The following is a 20712-nucleotide window of genomic DNA, read 5'->3' as shown; positions in this document are numbered from 1 at the left end:
CCGGTTGACGCGAGCGCCGCATCCGCCAGGGCTTGACCGTAGCAACGACGGCCAGGACCACACGGTTTTGCCGTACGCACGGCCCGTTGGCGCCACAGGGTCCGACGGCGTTGTGCACGTTGCCATCGGAATGTGACGCGACGAACCTGACAGCGCCGCTCGTCCACGCGAAGCCCTGGGCTCACGGAGAGCAATCCGCCCTGCCCACGCCTCTCGCGCACGACGCTGCTGCGTCCACCGCAAGCCCGGCTCTGCGATCACACGACACATGACCGCCCCTCAAGGGCGAGCCGGGATGGACGACACATACGCCGTTTCCGAATTTCGGTAAAGTGGAATATTTTCAAGCGGCGACTTGACACCTACCAGGGTGTTTTGCCCGTCGGGCAATGATCGGTCCCCGTAGCCCGGATGAGCGCAGCGACATCCGGGATGTTACGCGGATGATTGCCCCGGGTGTCGCTGCGCTCACCCGGGCTGCAAGAGCGTCAGCTCGGCGGCACCGGCGTTCCGTCCGCCCTGGTGGCCACGCCCTTCCGCTCGACGATCATCCCATAGGTCTGCGGCTGGCGGTGAACGTCGAAATTGAACGTCGTGCGCTTGTAGGAATTGCAGAGATCGAGGTCACAGCGGGCCAGCGCGATCTCGTCCCCCTTCGTCGTGCATCTCGCAACGATCTCGCCCGAGGGCGCAATGATGCAGCTTCCGCCGATGTGGTCCACCCCCTCCTCGATGCCGGCCTTGGCGACGCCGACCACGAAAGTGCCGTTCTGATAGGCGCCGGCCTGCATCACCAGATGATTGTGAAACAGCGAGAGATCGTCGTGCTCCGGTGCGGGCGGATTGTGCACCGGCGTGTTGTAGCCGATCATCACCATCTCGACGCCCTGCAGGCCCATCACCCGGTAGGTCTCGCTCCAGCGGCGATCGTTGCAGATCGCCATGCCCATCACGCCACCGAAGGCGCTGGTCACACCGAAGCCCGCGCCGGGCTCGAAATAGCGCTTCTCCAGATGCTGAAATTTGCGCCACGGCTCGTGCTCGGCATGGCCGGGCAAATGGACCTTGCGATATTTCAGGACGATCGCGCCGCTGCGGTCGACCAGGATGGAGGTGTTGTAGCGTCTGACGATCCCGGCCTCGACCGTCAGCTCGGCATAACCGAGATAGAACCCGATGCCGAGCTCGCGCGCGAGGTCGAACAGGGCGCGCGTCTCCGCCCCCGGCATCTCGCGCTCGAAGAATGCGTCGATCTCGGCCTGATCCTCGAAATACCAGCGTGGAAAGAACGTGGTCAGCGCAAGCTCGGGATAGACGATCAGGTCACAGCCGCTGGCATGCGCGCGGCGCATCATGGCCATCAGCCGCGCCACGACCTCGGTCCTCGTCTCGCTTCTCGCGATCGAACCAAGCTGGCCGGCCGCAACATTCACAAATCTTGCCACGCGCTTTTCCTTCGTTCGCCGAACTGTCCAGCAGAGCCTATCTGGCGCAGCACTGCCCGGACAGCGCACCGCGCTGGCGCTCATTCAAATTCCGTACCTGCGGGGTATCATCATGTCGCGTCGGCCCGCTGCAGGCCGAATAGCTCGAACTAGTTGCCAATCTGCAACGGTTCCCCGCGATCTGAAGCCGGACAAAAGAAACTCCCAATCCGGCCACGAACCGCTCTCACAACGCCGTGAGACTAGCAGGGGAACTACGATGCGTGCACAGCGCGTTTGGAAAGTGAATGGGGCCGCCAGCATCGGGCAGCTCCAGTCGAGACTGGATGATTTGAACAAGCGGCTCGGCCAGCTCGAAACCCAGCATCCGGAGAGCTGGAAGGTCGAAGAACTTAAATCGAGCGCGCTCAGCCTGTCGCGCGAGATCGACGATATTCGCTGCGCCGAGGCGACGGCAGCCCTGAGCGAGCTGTTGCGGAAGTAACCGGGACTTTCGCGATTCGCTGATCCCGCAGGGAACCAACGTCGCACACCACCATTTCCATGCTGAACATGGAGCGACGGCGGCGGCATTCGCCATCGCGCGCCATCGTGCTGTGAGGATCGCGCATGACGTCCGACCCCGAGGAATCGGTGAGGCTGCAAGGCTATGGCGAGATGACGTTGCGCACCGCGATCGCCACGCTGATGGCGCTCGCGCCGCACGAGCGATCCGACGCCACCATCTTCCGCGTCCGCGACGGCTCGCGCCTTGCCGCGCGCGAGATCACCGGCCTTGCCTCGGAATGGGGCATGGCGCCGCTCGCCGACGTCAGGTCACCAGGACTCGTCCCGGACCAGCACTGGCCGGACATCGTCCGCGGCATGGTGCGCGAGGCGCCGCTGCCATCGCTGATGGTGGCGTTCCTGGTCGGCGTGCTGGTGGCGCGGCGGTAAAGCCGCGTTTCAAGCGGCGCGGGCCAGCTTCGCGCGTTGCTCCAGCGCGTTGATCGTCGAGACCAGGTTCTCACGTCGCACCCGAAGGTTTGTCGCGAGCAAAGGGTAGGACGGGTCCCGCCTGTCGAACACCCCGGCCTTGGCCTCTTCCTCGAGGATGTCGGAATTCATCAGCTGAACGCGCCACCACAGATCCGCAATCAGGGCGCTGAGCCGGAGCTCTCCATCGGAGCCGAAACGGGACACTTCTTTCATTTGTCTGCCTCAACCTGAAACAGTCCCTCCGCTAGGGGCTGCCTTTGGTCCTGACTGAGCAAACGGAGTGCCAGAGGGCGGGCGAGGCAGATGCGCCAACCTGCGCAATCGCGCGCGGCCTGCACAGGCGTCGATCACAACCGGCAAGGCTGGCAAGAACGGATCGGTTGGCGCGAGCCATGCCACGCGCACAGACGTCCCTGCCCGGACCAAATCCACCGTGGACCCGCCCCGAAAATCGTTGCAGAAAGGCGGCGCCAAGGCGCCGGCGGCCGGCCCGCCAAGCCTTTAGGAAGACGTCGATTTTGGAAGAATGGTCGGAGTGGCAGGATTCGAACCTGCGACCCCTGCGTCCCGAACGCAGTGCTCTACCGGGCTGAGCCACACTCCGACAAGAAGGCGGCTTATAGCGTCGGGTTTGGCGCACCGCAAGCGGCCGAGTTGAGGAATTTTATCCCTGTGAAAACAGGTCTTGAAACGCTGATTTTACCGGCCGGCGAGGCTGCCGCCACCGCCGCGGCCCGGGCGCTCGCGGCCGGCGGGCTGGTCGCGTTTCCGACCGAGACGGTCTATGGGCTCGGGGCGGACGCCGCCAATGCCACCGCGATCGCCCATCTCTACGCCGCCAAGGGGCGGCCGGCGTTCAATCCGCTGATCGCCCATGTCGCGGACCTCTCCGCCGCGCGGCGAATCGCGCGGTTCGATGCGCGCGCCCAGGCGCTTGCGAAGGCGTTCTGGCCGGGGCCGCTCACGCTGGTGCTGCCGAAGACGGACGATTGCCCGGTGGCGGATCTTGCCACCGCCGGCCTCGACACGGTCGCGATCCGCATTCCCGCCCACCCGGTCGCGCAGGCGATCCTGCGCGTCTTTGGCGGGGCGGTGGTGGCACCGTCGGCCAACATCTCCGGCCATGTCTCGCCGACGCTGGCGGCCCATGTCGAAAGCGACCTTGCCGGGCGCATCAACCTGATCATCGACGGCGGGCCGGTCGAGGTCGGCGTCGAATCGACGATTGTCGGCTGCTTCGAGACCTCCATGCTGCTCCGCCCCGGTGGTCTCTCGCGCGATCGAATCGAGACGGTGCTCGGCGCCCCCCTCGAGCGGCCCCCCGCGGAGGCCGGGAGCGACGACAGCCAGCCGCTGGCACCGGGCATGCTGGCCTCGCATTATGCGCCACGCGCGAGCGTGCGGCTCGATGCGCACGAGGTGGCACCGGGCGAAGCGCTGCTGGCGTTCGGCCCGGCGCGCCTGCCCGGCATTGAAGCCATCACGACCGTCATGAACCTGTCGCCCGCCGGTGATCTCGATGAAGCCGCCGCCAATCTGTTCGGCTATCTTCGCGCCCTTGACGCGAGAGCACCGCGGGCGATTGCCGTCATGACGATTCCCGACGAAGGGCTTGGCGAAGCCATCAACGACCGGCTGCGCCGGGCGGCCGTGGCGCGCTAGAAAGCGGAATGAAGGAAGACGACATGAACATCAATAAATCCGCGATCCCGCCGCTCGCGCCCGAGCTGATCGAACAATTCCGCAAAATCGTCGGCCAGCGCCACGCGATCACCGACGCCGCCGACATCGAGGCCTATGTCACCGAGGAGCGCAACCTCTTCCACGGCCGCTCGCCGCTGGTGCTGCGCCCGGGCTCGACCGCGGAGGTCTCGGAGATCTGCAAGCTCGCCTCCGCGCACAACATCGCGCTGGTGCCGCAGGGCGGCAATACCGGCCTCGTCGGCGGCCAGACGCCGCACAATGGCGAGGTCGTGGTGTCGCTGCGCCGGCTCGACAAGATCCGCGAGGTCGACACCGCGTCCAACACCATGACCTGCGAGGCCGGCGTGGTGCTGCAGATCGCGCAAGCAAAGGCCTCCGAGGTCGACCGGCTGTTTCCGCTGTCGCTGGGCGCCGAAGGCAGCTGCACCATCGGCGGCAATCTCTCGACCAATGCCGGCGGCACCGCCGCGCTCGCCTATGGCGTGGCGCGCGAGATGGCGCTGGGGCTGGAAGTCGTGCTCGCCGACGGGCGCGTGCTCAACGTGCTGTCGAAGCTGAAGAAGGACAACACCGGCTACAACCTGCACAACCTCTTCATCGGCGCCGAAGGCACGCTCGGCATCATCACGGCGGCGACGCTGAAACTGTTTCCGAAGCCGCGATCGATCGAGACCGCCTTCGTCGGGTTGAAATCGCCGGCCGCGGCCTTGAAGCTGCTGACGATCTCGCAAGGCGAAGCCGCCAATGCCCTGACGAGCTTCGAGCTGCTGTCGGAAATGGCGGTGGATTTCTCGGTCCGCCACGGCATCGACGTGCGCGATCCGCTCGCCGAGAAGCATCCCTGGTACGTGCTGATGGAACTGTCCTCCCCCGGCGAGGACGCCCGCACGCCGCTGGAGACGATCCTGACCCGCGCCATGGAGGAGGACATCGTCGACGACGCCGTGATCGCGGCCAACCTCACCCAGCGCAACGACTTCTGGAAGCTGCGCGAGGAGATGTCGGCGGCGCAGAAGCCCGAGGGCGGCTCAATCAAGCACGACATCTCGGTGCCGATCGCCGCCGTGCCTGAATTCATTGCCGAGGCCGACGCTGCCGTGGTCAAGCTGATCCCCGGCGCGCGGCCGGTGCCGTTCGGCCATCTCGGCGACGGCAATCTGCACTACAATGTCAGCCAGCCGGTCGGCGCCGACACGGCCGATTATCTGGCGCGCTGGCACGATGTGAACGCGGTGGTGTTCGCGATCGTGCTGCGCATGGGCGGCTCGATCTCGGCCGAGCACGGCATCGGCGTGCTCAAGCGCGACGAGCTGCCGGAAGTAAAGGACAAGACCGCCATCGAGCTGATGCGCGCGATCAAGGCGGTGCTGGATCCGCACGGCATCATGAATCCGGGGAAGGTGCTGTGAGCGCGTCGGCCCCGCCTGCTCCGCTCGCGATCGGCGCCATCGCCGATGCCGACGTCGAGGGCGTCGTAGCGCTGTGGCAGCGCTGCGGCCTGACGCGTCCCTGGAACGATCCTCACGCCGACATCGCGCTGGCGCGGCGGCGCGACAACTCCACGATCCTGCTCGGCCGCGACCATGGCGCGATCGTCGCGAGCGTCATGGTCGGCCATGACGGCCATCGCGGCTGGGTCTATTACGTCGCCGTCGACCCTGGCTGCCAGAAGCGCGGCTATGGCCGCGTCATCATGGCGGCCGCAGAGGACTGGCTGCGCGAGCAAGGAATTCTCAAGCTTCAGCTCCTGGTCCGGCGCGAGAACGCGCAGGCCAACGCGTTCTACGGATCGCTGGGCTTCGAGCTGTCGGCCTCCGTGATGTTCCAGAAGTGGCTCGACGGCCGCGCGACCACGCCAAGCAATTGAGATCCCGCTCATGACCATTTCCGACCGCGTCCGCATCAAGGACGTTCGCGTGCTCTCCGACAATTGGACGACCCTGAAGAACACCACGCTCGAGTACCGGCGCACCAATGGCGAGTGGCAGACGCAGCACCGCGAGACCTATGAGCGCGACAACGCCGCCGCGGTGCTGCCCTACAACCGCGCACGGCGCACGGTGATCCTGGTGCGCCAGTTCCGCCTGCCGGCCTTTATTCGCGGCTACGACGATCTCCTGATCGAGGCGGCCGCCGGCGTGCTCGACGATGCCGCGCCCGAGGTGCGCATCCGCGCCGAGGCCGAGGAGGAAACCGGCTATCGCCTGCACCACGTCCACAAGGTGTTCGAGGCCTTCATGAGCCCCGGCGCCATCACCGAGAAGCTGCATTTCTTCGTCGCCGAATACGAGCCGGAGATGCGCGTCAGCGACGGCGGCGGCCTCGAGCATGAGGGCGAGGACATCGAGGTGCTGGAGCTCCCGATCGACGAGGCGCTGGCGATGATCGCGGACGGCCGCATCATCGACGCCAAGGCGATCATGCTGCTGCAGTACGCGGCGCTGCATATTTTCAAGTAGCCGCGGGCTGCCACTTCCCTTCTTTCCTTGGAGAAGGTGGAGGCCGGTGTCCCCTACCGCGGCGGCGTTTTGATCGAGGCCGCGCGGTACATTACCACCGCAGCACGCCGGAAATTGAAACAAAAAGTGAAGAAAATAGCGGGGATAATCCGCAAAGCTGACTTGATCTCTGCCTTCGCTATGCACGTAGCGCAACTAATTGATGAGTAAGCAGCGATGACTGATCAGCAATTAGCACTGCAAGCGATTAGCGAAGCGCAACTCATACTGGAAGAATACCTTCAGCCCCGCCACAAGGATGATGCGCGCATTCTCGAAAAATTGGTGGAAGTTCTCGAATGCCCCGCCTTGATTGTTGCTGTAGGTCGATTGCGGCAACAAGGCAGTTGCCCATGAGCAGGCCGCTTCAATCGTTTGCTCTGGTCGTTTGCACTGCTGCGCTCGCATCATTCGAAATGACAAGCGTGCATGCCAAGCAACCATGCGCCGCCGCAATGCCGGCAAATCCGCAAGGGCAATGGTGGTCTTATCGTCTCATCGACGGGCGAAAGTGCTGGTACGCGGGCAAGCCCATGCTCTCGAAATCATTGCTGGCGTGGTCTACAGAGGCCTCCCCCGAACCCAGTTCTCGCGGAAAAGCTGATGGCGTTGTCATGGCAGGCAAACCCGGCAATCCCTTGGATGCGCAAGCGTTGGCACTGGAAGAAGCTGACACCTTTGAACAGCGATGGCGTGCCAGGATATCCGGCCAACGAACGCAACTGATCGATACTCGTAACTAGCGATCCTGCATCAGGCTTGTCGTCGGTGAGGACTCCCTACCATCAGTTCGCGAAGCAGCGCAGCGCCGACGCCGCACCATTCGCATCTGCAATTCTGTCCTGCGTCCTCCTGCCCCCCGTTGAGCAACCCGACAACTATCTCTAGTCTGGCCTCAACCAAGAACCAGGAGACGCGCCCATGTCCGCTCCGCGCGACGACGAATTCGGCTTTGCGCCCGACCATGACTCCCCCGTCCCCTACATGCAGCGCACGCGCGACTATTACGCGGCGATCGGCTACACCACGCCGTATCGCTGGGCGCACTACAGCGAGGCGCCGTTTCAGCCGCTGAAGAAGCCGCTTTCGCAGTCGCGCGTGACGATCATCACCACCGCTGCGCCGTTCGATCCGGCCAAGGGCGACCAGGGGCCCGGCGCGGCGTATAATGGCGGCGCGAAATTCTACCAGGTCTATGACGGCGACACGTCGAAGCAGCACGACCTTCGCATCTCCCACATCGGCTACGACCGCAAGCATACGAGCGCGACCGACAACGGCACCTGGTTTCCGCTGCCGCAGCTCTTGAAGGCGAGCGCTGCGGGGCGGATCGGCGAGGTCGCCCCGCGCTTCTTCGGCGCGCCGACCAACCGCAGCCATCGCGTCACGCTCGACACCGACGCGCCGGAGATCCTGGCGCGCTGCCTTGCCGACAACGTCGATGTCGCGCTGCTGGTGCCGAACTGCCCGGTCTGCCACCAGACCACCGCGCTGGTGGCGCGGCATCTGGAGCGGAACGGCATTCCGACCGTGATCATGGGCTGCGCCAAGGACATCATCGAGCATGCGGCCGTGCCGCGCTTCCTGTTCTCGGACTTCCCGCTGGGCAATGCCGCCGGCAAGCCGCACGACATCGCCTCGCAGGCTCAGACGCTCGAGCTGGCGCTCACGCTGCTGGAGACCGCGAGCGGCCCGCAGACCACGATGCAATCGCCGCTGCGCTGGAGCGAGGACGCCTCCTGGAAGCTCGACTACAACAACGTCGCGCAGCTCAGCCCTGAAGAGCTGGCGCGCCGCCGCGCCGAATTCGACAAGCAGAAGGAGATCGCGCGCGGCAACCGCGCCGCCTGACGTCCTCCAACAACCAAAACAAGAGGGGAGAGCGACGTGACGCGACCGTTCGAGGGCGTGAAGATCCTGGACTTCACGCAAGTGCTGGCCGGCCCCTATGCGAGCTACCAGCTCGCGCTCCTCGGTGCCGATGTCATCAAGGTCGAGCGGCGCGAGGGCGAGGACATGCGCCGCACGCCGCTGTCACGCGAATGGGCCGAGCGCGGGCTCGCGCCTGCGTTCCAGGCCATCAACGGCAACAAGCGAAGCCTGACGCTGGACCTGCAAAAACCCGACGCCATCGCGATCGTGAAGAAGCTCGCGGCCCAGGTCGACGTCGTCATGGAAAACTTCCGGCCCGGCGTGATGGACAAGCTCGGCATCGGCTACGAGGCGCTGTCGGCGATCAATCCGAAGCTGATCTATTGCGCGGTCTCCGGCTTCGGCCAGACCGGCCCGGACCGCCTGCGGCCCGGCTATGACGGCAAGATGCAGGCGCTGTCGGGCATCATGGCGATCACCGGCCACCCCGAGACCGGACCGACGCGCGCGGGCTTTGCGGTCTGCGACGTGCTGTCGGGCGCAACGGCTGCCTTCGGCGTCTCCAGCGCGCTCTACCAGCGCGACCGCACCGGCAAGGGCCAGCTCATCGACGTCTCCATGCTGGAGGCGACGATGGCATTCCTCTCCGGCCAGATCGCGGACTGGTCGGTCGCCGGCCATCGCCAGCAATTGTCGGGCAATCAGGCGGTGAGCCGCAGGACCACGGCGAATTTGTTCAAATGCGGCGACGGCCACATCCTGCTCGCCGTCAACAACGAGAAGCAGTACCGCGCGCTGATGTCGACGCTCGGCCGCGAGGACACGCTGACCGATCCGCGCTTCGCCGACTGGTTCTCCCGCAACGAGAACGAGCCGGCGCTGCGGGCCATCATCGAGGACGCGCTGGCGGCAAAGCCGGCGCGCGAATGGGAGACGATTTTGGAAGACGCCGGCGCACCCTGCGCCAGCATCTGGAAGGTCGAGGAGATCATCGACCATCCGCAGATTGCCGCGCGAGGAGCCATTCAGGAGCTGGACACACCCTATGGCCGGCTCCGATTTGCCGGCAGCGGGTTCAAGCTCGCGCATGGCGGCGGCAAGCTGGACCGGATGGCGCCGGCGCTGGGCGCAGATACGGATGCGGTGCTGGGGGAGCTGGGATTCGATGCGGCCGAGATCGCGGCGTTGAGGGCAAGGGAGATTGTGTGAAAGGCGGCGCCACACACTCAGTGTCGTCCCGGCGTAGTGCGCAATTGCGCACGGGGGCCGGGACGACGGCGGAGCAAATGGCGCAGTCGAATTTCGACAGCAGCTAAAACAATGACCCCTGCCCGTCATCCGCCGGGTTCGCCGCAACCTTCCGCGCCGCCTTCTTCGGCTTTGCCGCCGCTGCCTCCGCCTCGATCTCCTCCGCGCTGATCGGCAACAACAGCTGCTCGTCGTCATTGGCGACGCGGTTGACGCGGGTGGAGACCGGATGCCAGGCGAACTCGCCAATGCGCGGGGCTGTCATCAGCGGAAGAATCGCATCGACCTCGTCGCCGCGAATGTCGAGCCAGCGCTCGAAATCGCGCGGGCCGATGGTGACCGGCACGCGGTCATGCAGCGCGGCGAGATCCTCGCCGGCGGCCGCCGTGACGATCGCAACCGTGTCGAGCTCCTCGCCGTTCGGTCCGATCCAGGTCTCGAACACCGCAGCGAAACCGAGCGGCGCGCCGTCGGCACGGTGGATGAAGAATGGCTGCTTGCGGCCGCCCTCCGCCTTCCATTCGAAATAACCGTCCGCCGGAATCAGTCCACGGCGACGGCGAATCGCCTTTTTGAAAGCGGGCTTCTCGAGGATCGTTTCGGAACGGGCGTTGATCAGGAGCGTGAACCCGCGCGGGTCCTTGACCCAGGTGGGCAACAGGCCCCAGCGCATCAGGCGGAAATGACGCGCGCCGTTCTCGACCCATACGACCGGAATCGGTTGTGTCGGAGCGACATTGTACCGAGGCGGGAAATTCGGCTGCTCGACATAGCCGAACAGTTGCCGCAAAGCCGCGGGGGCCGAAGTTATGACGAAGCGTCCACACATCCCAGAGCGTCTATATAGGGTCCGTTCAGGTCCTTTTAACCCCGAACGTTAACACTGCGGCAGATGAGCTCAATGGCCTCCCAACCCGCGCGGACGCATGTACAGACGGGCCCCGAGGCGGCTGCCTGGGCCGAACGGCTGCGCGTGGCCAACATCAACCCGCGGACCGGGCTTGCCACCGACTATCTCAACCATTTCAATGAAGCCGTGATGCTGCTGGAAATGGTCCCCGACATGCCCGAATGCGCGGAAGACTTCTTGACCTGGTCGCCGCTGTCTTATGCCGAGCATTTCACGGCGTCGAATTTCAAGGCGCGGGATCTGGCGATCGAGGCCTATGAGAAGGCCGATCCCGGCGTGCGCGCCCAGTTCGACCACATCACCGACACCATGACCTCGATCCTGACCGCGGTCGGCTCGGCCATGCGCGAGGTCGAGAAGGACACCACCCGCATCCGGCTCGCCGAGCAGGCCACGGCCTGGGTCAAGCCGCTGATCGCGGCCTGCGGCGGCATCATCAATGGCGGCGCGGAAGCCGACATCGACTCCATCATGGCGAACTGAGCCGTGGTGTCGGCAGCCCAGCCCACCCATCCCCAGATCGCGGTCAGTGCCGCGATTTTCCGCGATGGCAAGGTGCTTCTGACCCGCCGCGCCCGCTCGCCGGCAAAAGGGTTCTATTCGCTGCCCGGAGGCCGGGTCGAGTTCGGCGAATCGCTGCACCAGGCCCTGCTGCGCGAGGTCGACGAGGAAACCGGGCTCGCCATCGACATCGTCGGCCTTGCCGGGTGGCGCGAGGTGCTGCCGGCTGCGGCCGGAGCCGGCCATTACCTGATCATGTCCTTTGCCGCCCGCTGGGTGGCCAGGGAGCCGGCTCTCAACGACGAGCTCGACGACTACCGCTGGATTGCCCCGGATGCCATCGCCGGCCTCGGCGACCTCAAGCTGACCGGGGGGCTGGAGGAGATCATCCAGTCGGCCGCGCGCTTGGCCGGACACTGACGCCCCGCCTTGCGTCCATCGCCCCGAGGAGGCATACACCCCGCCGATGTCCACGCGATTTCTGGCCATTTTTGCCGTAATTCTCGCCTGCGCCTCTGTGCCTACGAGGGCCCAGGACGTGGCGGCGCCGTTTGACGGCGATTTGCAGCGGCTGGCGGAGATCCTCGGCGGGCTGCACTATCTGCGCGGCATCTGCGGGTCCAACGAGGGCAACAAATGGCGCAGCGAGATGCAGGCGCTGATCGACGCCGAAACGCCCTCCGGCGAGCGCCGCACCCGCATGACCGCCGCCTTCAACCGCGGTTATAACGGCTTTCAGCAGACCTACCGGAGCTGCACGCCGGCGGCGACGGTGGCGATCCGCCGCTATATCGAGGAAGGCTCGAAGATCTCGCGCGACCTGACGGCGCGTTACGCGAACTGAGCTCGCCGTCATTCCGGGCTCGCGACTTCGCCGCGCCCCGGAATGACAGGTGCGGGTCGACGCGGGCCCGCCCGGCTGGAACCCTGTCATCGAATTTGTTCACAGCCGTTAACCGTTCCTAAAGATGTGGCCTAGCGGTCGTTAACACCCGTGCTACACCTCTCGCACAGCGCATCGCCGTGGATCGCGCCCCAGCCCTGACCGAGTTTCATGAGCCAGCCGATTTCCTACGCCCCCGCCCGCGCGCCGCTGCCCGATCATGAGCAGAAACAGGCCGCACTGACCTATCTCAACGAGGCTTGGGCCGAAGCGCGCCATGACGGCGTCGACGGCGACTGCCTGGCACAGGCGAGCCTGTTCGCGGCCTTTGCCGAGCTCGTCGGCACCTATGGCGAGGACGCGGTGGCGAAATTCGTCGAGGGCTTTCCCGGCCGCATCCGCAACGGCGAATTCTCGGTCAGCATCGCAAGGCAATAAGCCCGCCTCGAAAATGACCCCGCCACACGGGCGGGGCCAGTCTACGGATGAATGACTTTGCGAAAGGCGTCGCGAAGTCTGCCGCCTTTATCGCACGGAAGCGTTCGAACGCAGACGAGCATTAATCTCGCGATGACCGGGACATGTTCCCGACGGTGCCGGGAACGCGCCCTCCTCACGGCTCGACCTTGAGCATCGCTTTCATGTTGGGATGATAGCGGCAGTAATACTCGACCGTTCCGGCCTTCTTCAGGATTGATGTCGCCGACTTCTTCTCCGGCAGCGTCACGTCGAAATCGCCGTTCTTCGCCGTGGCGGTGTGCGCAAAGACGTCCTTGTTGATCCATGAGATGGTGTCGCCGACCTTCGCCGTTACCTCCGCCGGCGAGATCACGAGGTTCTCCATCGTGATCTCGATGGTCGCGGCGTGCGCCGGGACGGCCATCGGCAGGAAGACGGCCGCAAGCGCGGTCGCCGCGATGCGTCCTGGTCTCATCTTGCGCTCCTATTTCAGCTCGGCCGCGACGTGCTCGGCGTGCTGCTGGTGGCCTTGGAATATCTTCAGGCCGGTCTGCAGCAGACTCTTCAGCTCCGCATTGGTCGCCGACGGAATGAGCTGGGTCTCCAGCGCGGCGTTGACCGCCTTGTGGTACGCGACTTCATTGGCAACATAGGCCTTGTCGAACGCCGCCCCGCTCAGCTTGTCCAGCTCGGCCAGCTTGTCGCTCGCCTGTTTCGACAGCGCCTTGCTGGTGTCGTTGTCTTCAGGCGTGACGTTCAGCTTCTTGACCAGCGCGAGTGCTTGCTTGTTCACGGCCTCGTGGTCGCGCAGCATATCCTTCGCGAACGCCTTGACGTCCTTGTTCCGGGCCTTCTTCTGCGCCTGCCTGGCCGCATTGATGTCGATGACGCCCGCGGTGTAGGCGATGTGCGCGATCTGCGGATCGGTGGGCTTGTCAGCAGCCTCGGCGCCTTGCAGCAGCACGGGGCTGGACAATAGAATTGCCGCGGCGATCGCCGCATTCCATCGGGTAAACATGTTTGACACTCCTGTGCTGCCGGACCGTTCCGGCGTGGCTCCACAGGCGTTGGATGGAATCGCCGCGCAAACGTTCCCGACAATTTCAGCCGCCGATGCCGAGCCGCTTCAGCACTGACGCGGTCAAGCGCTCGCAGCGCCAGCCGGCGAACGGGAACGCATCCATCATCACCGGGCCGATTTCCTTCTCGACGTTCTCGCGCAGCATGGTGCGGGCACGATGCAGCCGCGTCTTCACGGTCTCGGGCTTCACGCCGAGCAGTTCGGCAGTCTCCTCGATGTTCATGCCCTCCATGACGCGCGCGACGAACACCATACGGAAGACGTCCGGCAGCTCGTCGATGGCGCGCTCGACGACGCGCTGGATTTCACGTTGGGCCATGGTCCTTTCCGGATCGCCTGCGGGAGAAACGGGAAACTTGATGATCTGCGCCTCGAGCGCGGCTTCCGGCACCGAGCCGAGCTCGACCTGCGGCCTGGCGCTGCGCGCCCGGCCAAGCGCCTCGTTGATGGCAATGCGTGACAGCCAGGTCGACAATCCGGATTCACCGCGGAAGCCGTCGAGATGGGTAAAGGCGCGGACATAGGTTTCCTGCACCACATCCTCGGCTTCGCTGTCGCTGCGCAGGATTCCGCGCGCGAGGCGGTAGAGCCTGCGGTTGTTGGCTTGCATGATCTCGCGCAGCGCGGCCTCGTCCCGGCCCCGCGCGCGGTCGATCAGCGCGGCTTCCAGTGTTCTGACATCGGCGGCGAGGCCGGCTGTGGTCCGTTGCATGGGCGATCACCTGTTTCCGCTCGTCCAGACATTGGATGCGCCGCCACGGGAAAGGTTCCCGGCCTTCCTGACCTTTCCTGGAGGTTTGGTGCCCCTAGTCCGTCTCGATCGGCAGTGCCGGATCCCTCGCCCACTCCCCCATCGAAGCATCGTACAGCGTCAGCTTGTCGTAGCCGAGTTGCGTCAGCAGCAGCAGATCGATCGTCGCCGAGATCCCGCCGCCGCAATAGAGAATCACGCTCTTGTCGCGCGTGACGCCCTGGGCCGCGAATTTCGCCTCGGCGTCCGCCAGCGTCGTCAGCGTCTTGTTGGGATTGGTAAGGCTCGCGGCCGATACGTTGACGCTGCCGGGAACGCGGCCGGGCCGGCCGTAACGGCTCGGCTCGAGGCCGCGGTGAAACTGCGGCCCCAGCGCGTTGACCATGACCGTCCCGGGATCGCCGATCCGCGACATCACCGTGTTCTTGTCGACGAAGAAGCCCGCGCGCGGCGTGGCCTTGAGTGTCGTCGCCGGATAGCCCTTGGGCGCGCCGGTCTCGACCGGCCGCCCCTCCTCCTTCCATTTGTCGAAGCCGCCGTCGAGCACCCGCGCATCGACGCCAAGCGAGCGCAGCATCCACCAGAACCGCGTCGACCACATCATCGTGCCGATGCTGTAGAGCACGACGGTCCTGGACGCATCGAGGCCGTGCCGGCCGAACGCAGCCTCCAGCTGGGCCACATCGGGCATCATGAAGAACTGCTCTGCCGCGACGTCGGAGAACTCGCCCTGCAGATCGAGGAAATCGGCGCCCGGGATGTGGCCGGCCATGAACGTCTTGTCGCCCGGCACGGCGCGATAGGGCACGTCGCTGCCCGGCGGCACCGGCTCGTTGTAGGTCGTGCAATCGTAGAGGCGCAGATTGGGATCGCCGAGGATCGCGGCGAGCTGCTCGGTCGTGATGAGGGGATTTGGCTGGGTCATCGGACTGCTCTCCCGTTCGAGAGGAAGTTAGACCTCTCCCCTCGTCATTGCGAGCGCAGCGAAGCAATCCAGACTGCCACCGCGGAGGGATTCTGGATTGCTTCGCTGCGCTCGCAATGACGCCTGGGGAAGCACTATGCGTCCCCGTACATCCCCTACTGCTTCAGCGTCTCCAGAAACCGCACCGGCTCGCCTTGCGACGCCGTCACCAGCTCGCCCTGCCACATCACGCGGCGGCCACGGATGAAGGTGCCGACGGGCCAGCCCTGTACGCGGACGCCGTCATAGGGCGTCCAGCCGGCCTTGGACGCCACCCATTTGTTGGTGATGGTCTCGCTGCGCTTGAGATCGACAACGGTGAAGTCGGCGTCGTAGCCGGCGGCAATGCGGCCCTTGCAGGCCATGTTGTAGAGCCGCGCGGGACCGGCGCTGGTGAGATCGACAAACCGCGCCAGTGACAGGCGGCCCGCGTTGACGTGATCGAGCATAACAGGCACCAGCGTCTGCACGCCGGTCATGCCCGAGGGCGAGGCTGGATAGGTCTTCGACTTCTCTTCCAGCGTATGCGGCGCGTGGTCGGACCCGAGCACGTCGACGATGCCCTGCTCGATGCCGCGCCAGATGCCGGCGCGGTGATCGGCGCCGCGCACCGGCGGGTTCATCTGCACCAGCGTGCCGAGCCGCTCGTAGCATTCGGGCGCGACCAGCGTGAGATGATGCGGCGTCGCCTCGCAGGAGGCGACTTCCTTGTGATCGCGCAGGAACTCGATCTCCTCCTTGGTCGAGATGTGCAGCACGTGGATCCGCTTGCCGGTCTCGTGCGCCAGCTTGACGAGGCGCTGCGTCGCCATCAGCGCGGCGGTCTCATCGCGCCAGACCGGATGCGAGCGCGCATCGCCCTCGATGCGCAGCGATTTGCGCTCGTTGAGGCGGTATTCGTCCTCGGCATGGAACGCGGCGCGGCGGCGGATCACCTTGAAGATGCGGCGCAGGCTTTCGTCGTCCTCGACCAGGAGCGCGCCGGTCGAGGAGCCGATGAACACCTTGACGCCGGCGCAGCCCGGCGCCCGTTCGAGCACCGGCAAATCCTGCACGTTCTCGCGGGTGCCGCCGATGAAGAAGGCGAAATCGCAATGCATGCGGTGGTGGGCGCGCTTCACCTTGTCGGTGAAGGTGGCCTCGGTCACGGTCAATGGAGACGTGTTCGGCATCTCGAACACGGCGGTGACGCCGCCCATCACGGCGCTGCGCGAGCCGGTCTCGAGGTCTTCCTTCTGCTCCAGCCCGGGCTCGCGGAAATGCACCTGCGTGTCCATCACGCCGGGCAGGATGTGAAGGCCCTTGCAGTCGATCACCTCCGCGGCGCTGGCTTGCGACAATGCACCGATCTCGGCGATTCGGCCGCCCGTGACGCCGATATCGCGCAGGCCCTCGCCGTCCTGGTTGACCACGGTGCCGCCTTTGAGGATCACGTCGAAACGCTGGGTCATGGCAAAAGGCCTCCGTCATCCCCAAGCGCAGGGCTCGAGGTCTTGTCGTTTTTGCCTTGCGGGCTTACGTTCCGGAGCAACATGTCGCAAGAGATTTTCGCATGAAATCAGCGTTTCTTCCCGACCGGGGCGTGATCAAGGTCGCCGGCGAGGATGCACGCAACTTCCTCAACGGCCTCATCACCACCGACGTCGACAGGCTCAAGCCGGGGCTGGGCCGATTCGGTGCGCTGCTGACGCCGCAGGGCAAGATCATCGTCGATTTCCTGATCACCGAGGCGCCCGCCGGCCATGGCGGCGGGTTCCTGATCGACTGCCCGAAAGCGCTGGCCGAGAGCCTCGCCACCAAGCTGAAATTCTACAAGCTGCGCGCCAAGGTCACGGTGGAGAACCTGTCCGACAGTCTCGGCGTACTTGCGGCCTGGGGCGGCCCACTCGCGGCGCAGCCGGACCTCGCCTTTGCCGATCCGCGCAATGGCGAGCTCGGCTATCGCATCCTGATTCCGGAAGATCTCAAGCAGAAACTGTCCGACCTCATCGGCGCCGAGCTCGTCGATGCCGCCGAATACGAATCCCACCGCATCGCGCTCGGCGCGCCGCGCGGCGGGCTGGATTTCATGTACGGCGATGCGTTCCCGCACGAGACCAACATGGACCGGCTTGCCGGCGTCGATTTCGACAAGGGCTGCTATGTCGGCCAGGAGGTCGTCTCGCGTATGCAGCATCGCGGCACCGCGCGTACCCGCAGCGTCAAGGTGTTGCTCGACGGCCCGTCGCCCGAGGCCGGCGCCACCATTCTCGCCGGCGACAAGCCGGTTGGCACCATCGGCTCGACGGCTGGCGGTAAGGGCATCGCGCTGGTGCGCATCGATCGCGTCGCCGATGCGCTCGATGCCGGCCAGCCGCTCACCGCCGGCGGCCTTGAGCTGACGCTGGCAGAACCCGAAGTCGTGCGCATTCCAACCAAGCAACCCACCGCATGAGCCGCGCCCCTCGCTTGCATCCCGACGGAAAGACGCGCTGCCCCTGGCCCGGCGAAGATCCGCTCTATGTCGCCTATCACGACACCGAATGGGGCGTGCCTGAATATGACGACCGCGCGCTTTACGAGAAGCTGATCCTGGACGGCTTCCAGGCCGGCCTGTCCTGGATCACGATCCTGCGCAAGCGCGACAATTTCCGCAAAGCCTTCGACGATTTCCAGCCGGAGAAGATCGCGCGCTACAGCGACAAGAAGGTTCATGCGCTGATGAACGACGCCGGCATCGTGCGCAACAAGGCCAAGATCGATGGTGCGATCCTGAGCGCGAAGTCGTATCTCGAGATCATGGAGAAGGGACCAGGCTTCTCGAAGCTGCTGTGGGACTTCATGGACGGGAAGCCCAAGGTCAACCATTTCAAGACCACTGCGAGCGTGCCGGCCTCGACGCCGCTGTCGGTGCAGGTCTCCAAGGAGCTGTCCTCGCGCGGCTTCAAGTTCGTCGGCCCGACCATCGTCTATGCCTTCATGCAGGCGACCGGCATGGTCAACGACCATCTCGTCGACTGCCATTGCCACGCGACCTGCGGCAAGACGCAGCGCAAGCCGCGCTTCAAGGCCAAATGACATCCGGAAAGAAGACGGCGCGCGATGCGCGGTCCCGCGCCTGGCAGCGCATGCTGTCCGGCCGGCGGCTCGACCTGCTCGATCCTTCCCCGCTCGACGTCGAGATCGCCGACATCGCACACGGCCTCGCACGGGTCGCGCGCTGGAACGGGCAGACGACAGGCGCGCACATCTTCTCGGTTGCGCAGCACACGCTCCTCGTGGAGACCGTGATGCGGCACGAGATGCCGCGCGTGGATCAACGTGTGCGGCTTGCCGCACTGCTGCACGATGCGCCCGAATATGTGATCGGCGACATGATCTCGCCGTTCAAGGCCGTGCTCGATGGCCACTACAAGGCGGTCGAGAAGCGCCTGCTCGGGGCCATCCACATCCGCTTCGGCCTGCCGCCGGAACTGCCGGACGAGATCACGCAAGCCATCAAGGCCGCCGATCGCGGCGCGGCCTATCTAGAAGCGACCGAGCTTGCCGGCTTCAGCGAAAGCGAGGCGCGGCACCTGTTCGGCAAGGATCCCGGCCTCTCCGACAGCGTCCGGCGCGACTACCTCACGCCCTGGACCGCGGCGCGGGCCGAGAAGCAATTTCTGGAGCGGTTCGGCGCAGTGTTCGCGTAGCATTCATTTCTTCGTCGCCCTGTAGGGTGGGCAAAGGCGCTCTTGCGCCGTGCCCACCAACTTTTCCCAATTGCGACGAAAGTGGTGGGCACGCTTCGCTTTGCCCACCCTACCGACGCCCGCTATAATCAGCGGCAAAAAGGTCCGCCATGATCCATGTCTGTTCTCTCGCCGCGCTCCCCGAAACCGTCCGCCTCACCGGCGCCAGCCACGTGCTGACGGTGATGGCCAATGTCGAGCAGGTGGCGCGGCCGGTGTCGGTGCTGCCCGCCAATCATCTCAAGGTGTCGATGGACGACATCACCGAGGAGATGGACGGCTTCGTCGCGCCGTCGGAGACACATATCGAGCAGGTCCTGAACTTCGTGCGCGGCTGGGACCGCTCTGCGCCGCTGGTGGTGCATTGCTACGCCGGCATCAGCCGCTCCACCGCGAGCGCGTTTGCGGCAGTATGCGCGCTCAATCCGAACCGCGACGAGATCGAGATCGCCAGGAGGATCCGCGCGGCTTCGCCGATCGCATCGCCCAACCGGCGCATCGTCGGCCTCGCCGATCGCGCTCTGGGACGCAACGGCCGCATGCTGCGGGCACTCGACGAGATGGGCCCGGGCGCGATGATGGTCGAGGGCCGCCCCTTCGTGATCGAGCTCGAATGACGGCTGCGCGCCACATCGCAGGTGCGCCCCCTCTCCCGCAAGCGGGAGAGGGGCAGCGAGTCCGCGGACAGGTCGTCTCAACCAGGCTACAATCCATTCAATTGCACGATACGACTGCCGCATGAGCGAAACGCTCCTGACGCCGATCGAGATCGGTCTGACCGCGGCCATCGTCGCGATCGAGGACCACGAGCCGCTGATCCTCACCGCGCGCGGCAGTGACGGGCTCGCGGGCCTGCCGTTCGGGCCGTTCGATGCGCTCGCCCACCGCACCTTCGAGATCGGCCTGCGCGCCTGGGTCGAGGCGCAGACCGGCCTGCGGCTCGGCTATGTCGAGCAGCTCTACACGTTCGGCGACCGCGGCCGTCATGCCGAGGCCGGCGACACTGGTGCGCATATGGTGTCGATCGGCTACCTCGCACTGACGCGCGCCGCCAGCGGCGAGCTCGCAGCTGATGGCGCGAGCTTCGAGCAATGGTATCGCTTCCTCCCCTGGGAGGATTGGCGCGAGCAGCCGCCGGGAATCATCGCCCGCGAGATCATCCCGGCGCTGACGACATGGGCCGAAGAGGAGACGCCGGAGACGACGCGAGCGCTGCCGCGAAAGGATCGCGTGCGGTTCTATTTCGGTCTCGACGGTGTGCCCTGGGACGAGGAGCGCGTTCTCGACCGCTACGAGCTCCTGTACGAGGCCGGGCTGATCGAGGAAGCGCGGCGCGACGGCCGTCCTGCGGCATTAGCGCGCAAGGTGCTTCCCGCGCTCGGGACCTCGATGCGGTTCGACCACCGCCGGATTCTCGCCACGGCGATCGCGCGGCTGCGGGCAAAACTGAAGTATCGTCCTGTGGTGTTTGAACTTTTGCCCGCCGAGTTCACACTTACGGAACTGCAGCATACGGTGGAGGCCATCTCCGGCCGGCACCTGCACAAACAGAATTTCCGCCGCCTCGTCGAAGCCGAGGCCCTGGTCGAACCGACCGGGGTGATGTCGACACAGACCGGCGGACGCCCGGCAGCGCTCTATCGCTTCCGTCGCGAGGTGCTCCAGGAGCGGCCCGCGCCGGGCTTGCGCGTGCGCTCCCGGCGCTAGA

Annotated in this window: 27 protein-coding genes and 1 tRNA gene; 19 read left to right on the top strand and 9 right to left on the bottom strand. The window is 65.5% G+C overall.

Annotated features, from left to right (window positions below):
• Positions 1-488: 488 nt before the first annotated feature.
• The gene (locus tag HAP40_RS10670; RefSeq protein WP_166817841.1) at positions 489-1445 is read right to left on the bottom strand and encodes an N-carbamoyl-D-amino-acid hydrolase; all 957 of its coding nucleotides are present in this window, start codon (positions 1443-1445) and stop codon (positions 489-491) included.
• Positions 1446-1704: 259 nt separating this feature from the next.
• Here HAP40_RS10670 and HAP40_RS10665 point away from each other — a divergent pair, with 259 nt between their 5' ends.
• Positions 1705-1929: a hypothetical protein gene (locus HAP40_RS10665; protein ID WP_166817842.1), complete on the top strand. Its 225-nt coding sequence runs from the start codon at positions 1705-1707 to the stop codon at positions 1927-1929.
• Between the two features lie 125 nt (positions 1930-2054).
• Complete coding sequence (locus tag HAP40_RS10660) at positions 2055-2381, top strand: hypothetical protein (RefSeq protein ID WP_166817843.1); 327 nt, start codon at positions 2055-2057, stop codon at positions 2379-2381.
• Between the two features lie 9 nt (positions 2382-2390).
• Here the strand turns inward: HAP40_RS10660 and HAP40_RS10655 are convergent, their stop codons facing one another.
• Both HAP40_RS10655 and HAP40_RS10650 read right to left on the bottom strand, forming a co-directional pair.
• Positions 2391-2636 (bottom strand): hypothetical protein, encoded by a 246-nt coding sequence (locus HAP40_RS10655; protein ID WP_166817844.1) that lies wholly within the window; start codon positions 2634-2636, stop codon positions 2391-2393.
• A 314-nt stretch (positions 2637-2950) separates the two neighbouring features.
• Positions 2951-3027 (bottom strand) — tRNA-Pro (locus HAP40_RS10650).
• Positions 3028-3095: 68 nt separating this feature from the next.
• On the opposite strand from HAP40_RS10650, the gene HAP40_RS10645 reads away from it, so the two are divergent.
• From HAP40_RS10645 to HAP40_RS10610, 8 genes are all read left to right on the top strand, one after another.
• Positions 3096-4085, top strand: coding sequence for an L-threonylcarbamoyladenylate synthase (locus tag HAP40_RS10645; RefSeq protein WP_166817845.1), 990 nt, complete (start codon positions 3096-3098; stop codon positions 4083-4085).
• 23 nt (positions 4086-4108) lie between these two features.
• Entirely contained in the window at positions 4109-5536 is a 1428-nt protein-coding gene (locus tag HAP40_RS10640; RefSeq protein ID WP_166817846.1) for an FAD-binding oxidoreductase, read from the top strand.
• Positions 5533-5994, top strand: a complete 462-nt coding sequence (locus HAP40_RS10635; protein ID WP_166817847.1) for a GNAT family acetyltransferase — start codon at positions 5533-5535, stop codon at positions 5992-5994. Before HAP40_RS10640 ends, HAP40_RS10635 begins: the two co-directional genes overlap by 4 nt.
• Before the next feature lie 10 nt (positions 5995-6004).
• Positions 6005-6586 carry an NUDIX domain-containing protein gene (locus tag HAP40_RS10630; RefSeq protein ID WP_166817848.1) on the top strand — a complete coding sequence of 194 codons (582 nt, stop codon included), beginning with the start codon at positions 6005-6007 and terminating at the stop codon, positions 6584-6586.
• 216 nt (positions 6587-6802) lie between these two features.
• Positions 6803-6982 (top strand): hypothetical protein, encoded by a 180-nt coding sequence (locus tag HAP40_RS10625; protein WP_166817849.1) that lies wholly within the window; start codon positions 6803-6805, stop codon positions 6980-6982.
• The gene (locus tag HAP40_RS10620; RefSeq protein ID WP_246741131.1) at positions 6979-7368 is read left to right on the top strand and encodes a hypothetical protein; all 390 of its coding nucleotides are present in this window, start codon (positions 6979-6981) and stop codon (positions 7366-7368) included. The genes HAP40_RS10625 and HAP40_RS10620 overlap by 4 nt, the downstream gene beginning before the upstream one ends.
• A gap of 178 nt (positions 7369-7546) precedes the next feature.
• Complete coding sequence (locus tag HAP40_RS10615; RefSeq protein ID WP_166817850.1) at positions 7547-8476, top strand: glycine reductase; 930 nt, start codon at positions 7547-7549, stop codon at positions 8474-8476.
• A 36-nt stretch (positions 8477-8512) separates the two neighbouring features.
• Positions 8513-9706, top strand: a complete 1194-nt coding sequence (locus tag HAP40_RS10610) for a CaiB/BaiF CoA transferase family protein (RefSeq protein ID WP_166817851.1) — start codon at positions 8513-8515, stop codon at positions 9704-9706.
• Between the two features lie 103 nt (positions 9707-9809).
• Here HAP40_RS10610 and HAP40_RS10605 read toward each other — a convergent pair whose 3' ends face one another.
• Positions 9810-10574: an SOS response-associated peptidase gene (locus HAP40_RS10605; protein ID WP_166817852.1), complete on the bottom strand. Its 765-nt coding sequence runs from the start codon at positions 10572-10574 to the stop codon at positions 9810-9812.
• Between the two features lie 63 nt (positions 10575-10637).
• Here HAP40_RS10605 and HAP40_RS10600 point away from each other — a divergent pair, with 63 nt between their 5' ends.
• The 4 genes from HAP40_RS10600 (at position 10638) to HAP40_RS10585 (ending at position 12477) form a co-directional block, all read left to right on the top strand.
• Positions 10638-11138 carry a hypothetical protein gene (locus tag HAP40_RS10600; RefSeq protein ID WP_166817853.1) on the top strand — a complete coding sequence of 167 codons (501 nt, stop codon included), beginning with the start codon at positions 10638-10640 and terminating at the stop codon, positions 11136-11138.
• A 3-nt stretch (positions 11139-11141) separates the two neighbouring features.
• Positions 11142-11576, top strand: coding sequence for an NUDIX hydrolase (locus HAP40_RS10595; RefSeq protein ID WP_166817854.1), 435 nt, complete (start codon positions 11142-11144; stop codon positions 11574-11576).
• A gap of 46 nt (positions 11577-11622) precedes the next feature.
• The gene (locus HAP40_RS10590; protein WP_166817855.1) at positions 11623-12000 is read left to right on the top strand and encodes a TIGR02301 family protein; all 378 of its coding nucleotides are present in this window, start codon (positions 11623-11625) and stop codon (positions 11998-12000) included.
• 210 nt (positions 12001-12210) lie between these two features.
• The gene (locus HAP40_RS10585; protein ID WP_166817856.1) at positions 12211-12477 is read left to right on the top strand and encodes a hypothetical protein; all 267 of its coding nucleotides are present in this window, start codon (positions 12211-12213) and stop codon (positions 12475-12477) included.
• A gap of 175 nt (positions 12478-12652) precedes the next feature.
• Here the strand turns inward: HAP40_RS10585 and HAP40_RS10580 are convergent, their stop codons facing one another.
• The 5 genes from HAP40_RS10580 to HAP40_RS10560 all read right to left on the bottom strand — a co-directional run bounded on the left by HAP40_RS10580 (position 12653) and on the right by HAP40_RS10560 (position 16745).
• Positions 12653-12973 carry a cupredoxin domain-containing protein gene (locus tag HAP40_RS10580; protein ID WP_166817857.1) on the bottom strand — a complete coding sequence of 107 codons (321 nt, stop codon included), beginning with the start codon at positions 12971-12973 and terminating at the stop codon, positions 12653-12655.
• Between the two features lie 9 nt (positions 12974-12982).
• Positions 12983-13516 (bottom strand): DUF4142 domain-containing protein, encoded by a 534-nt coding sequence (locus HAP40_RS10575; protein WP_166817858.1) that lies wholly within the window; start codon positions 13514-13516, stop codon positions 12983-12985.
• Positions 13517-13601: 85 nt separating this feature from the next.
• The gene (locus tag HAP40_RS10570; protein WP_166817859.1) at positions 13602-14291 is read right to left on the bottom strand and encodes an RNA polymerase sigma factor; all 690 of its coding nucleotides are present in this window, start codon (positions 14289-14291) and stop codon (positions 13602-13604) included.
• 94 nt (positions 14292-14385) lie between these two features.
• Positions 14386-15255, bottom strand: a complete 870-nt coding sequence (locus tag HAP40_RS10565; protein ID WP_166817860.1) for a sulfurtransferase — start codon at positions 15253-15255, stop codon at positions 14386-14388.
• Between the two features lie 155 nt (positions 15256-15410).
• Positions 15411-16745 carry a dihydroorotase gene (locus tag HAP40_RS10560; protein ID WP_166817861.1) on the bottom strand — a complete coding sequence of 445 codons (1335 nt, stop codon included), beginning with the start codon at positions 16743-16745 and terminating at the stop codon, positions 15411-15413.
• A gap of 101 nt (positions 16746-16846) precedes the next feature.
• On the opposite strand from HAP40_RS10560, the gene HAP40_RS10555 reads away from it, so the two are divergent.
• The 5 genes from HAP40_RS10555 (at position 16847) to HAP40_RS10535 (ending at position 20711) form a co-directional block, all read left to right on the top strand.
• The gene (locus tag HAP40_RS10555) at positions 16847-17728 is read left to right on the top strand and encodes a YgfZ/GcvT domain-containing protein (RefSeq protein ID WP_166817862.1); all 882 of its coding nucleotides are present in this window, start codon (positions 16847-16849) and stop codon (positions 17726-17728) included.
• Positions 17725-18351: a DNA-3-methyladenine glycosylase I gene (locus HAP40_RS10550; protein ID WP_166817863.1), complete on the top strand. Its 627-nt coding sequence runs from the start codon at positions 17725-17727 to the stop codon at positions 18349-18351. Before HAP40_RS10555 ends, HAP40_RS10550 begins: the two co-directional genes overlap by 4 nt.
• Positions 18348-18965, top strand: coding sequence for a YfbR-like 5'-deoxynucleotidase (locus HAP40_RS10545; protein ID WP_166817864.1), 618 nt, complete (start codon positions 18348-18350; stop codon positions 18963-18965). Before HAP40_RS10550 ends, HAP40_RS10545 begins: the two co-directional genes overlap by 4 nt.
• A gap of 149 nt (positions 18966-19114) precedes the next feature.
• Positions 19115-19621, top strand: coding sequence for a tyrosine phosphatase family protein (locus HAP40_RS10540; RefSeq protein WP_166817865.1), 507 nt, complete (start codon positions 19115-19117; stop codon positions 19619-19621).
• A 121-nt stretch (positions 19622-19742) separates the two neighbouring features.
• Positions 19743-20711 carry an NUDIX hydrolase gene (locus tag HAP40_RS10535; RefSeq protein ID WP_166817866.1) on the top strand — a complete coding sequence of 323 codons (969 nt, stop codon included), beginning with the start codon at positions 19743-19745 and terminating at the stop codon, positions 20709-20711.
• Position 20712: the final 1 nt, after the last annotated feature.

Origin of the sequence: Bradyrhizobium sp. 1(2017), from assembly GCF_011602485.2 — a bacterium.
Classification (GTDB): domain Bacteria; phylum Pseudomonadota; class Alphaproteobacteria; order Rhizobiales; family Xanthobacteraceae; genus Bradyrhizobium.
Note: the sequence above shows the minus strand (reverse complement) of the source record. Positions and strands in the feature narration are given on the sequence as shown.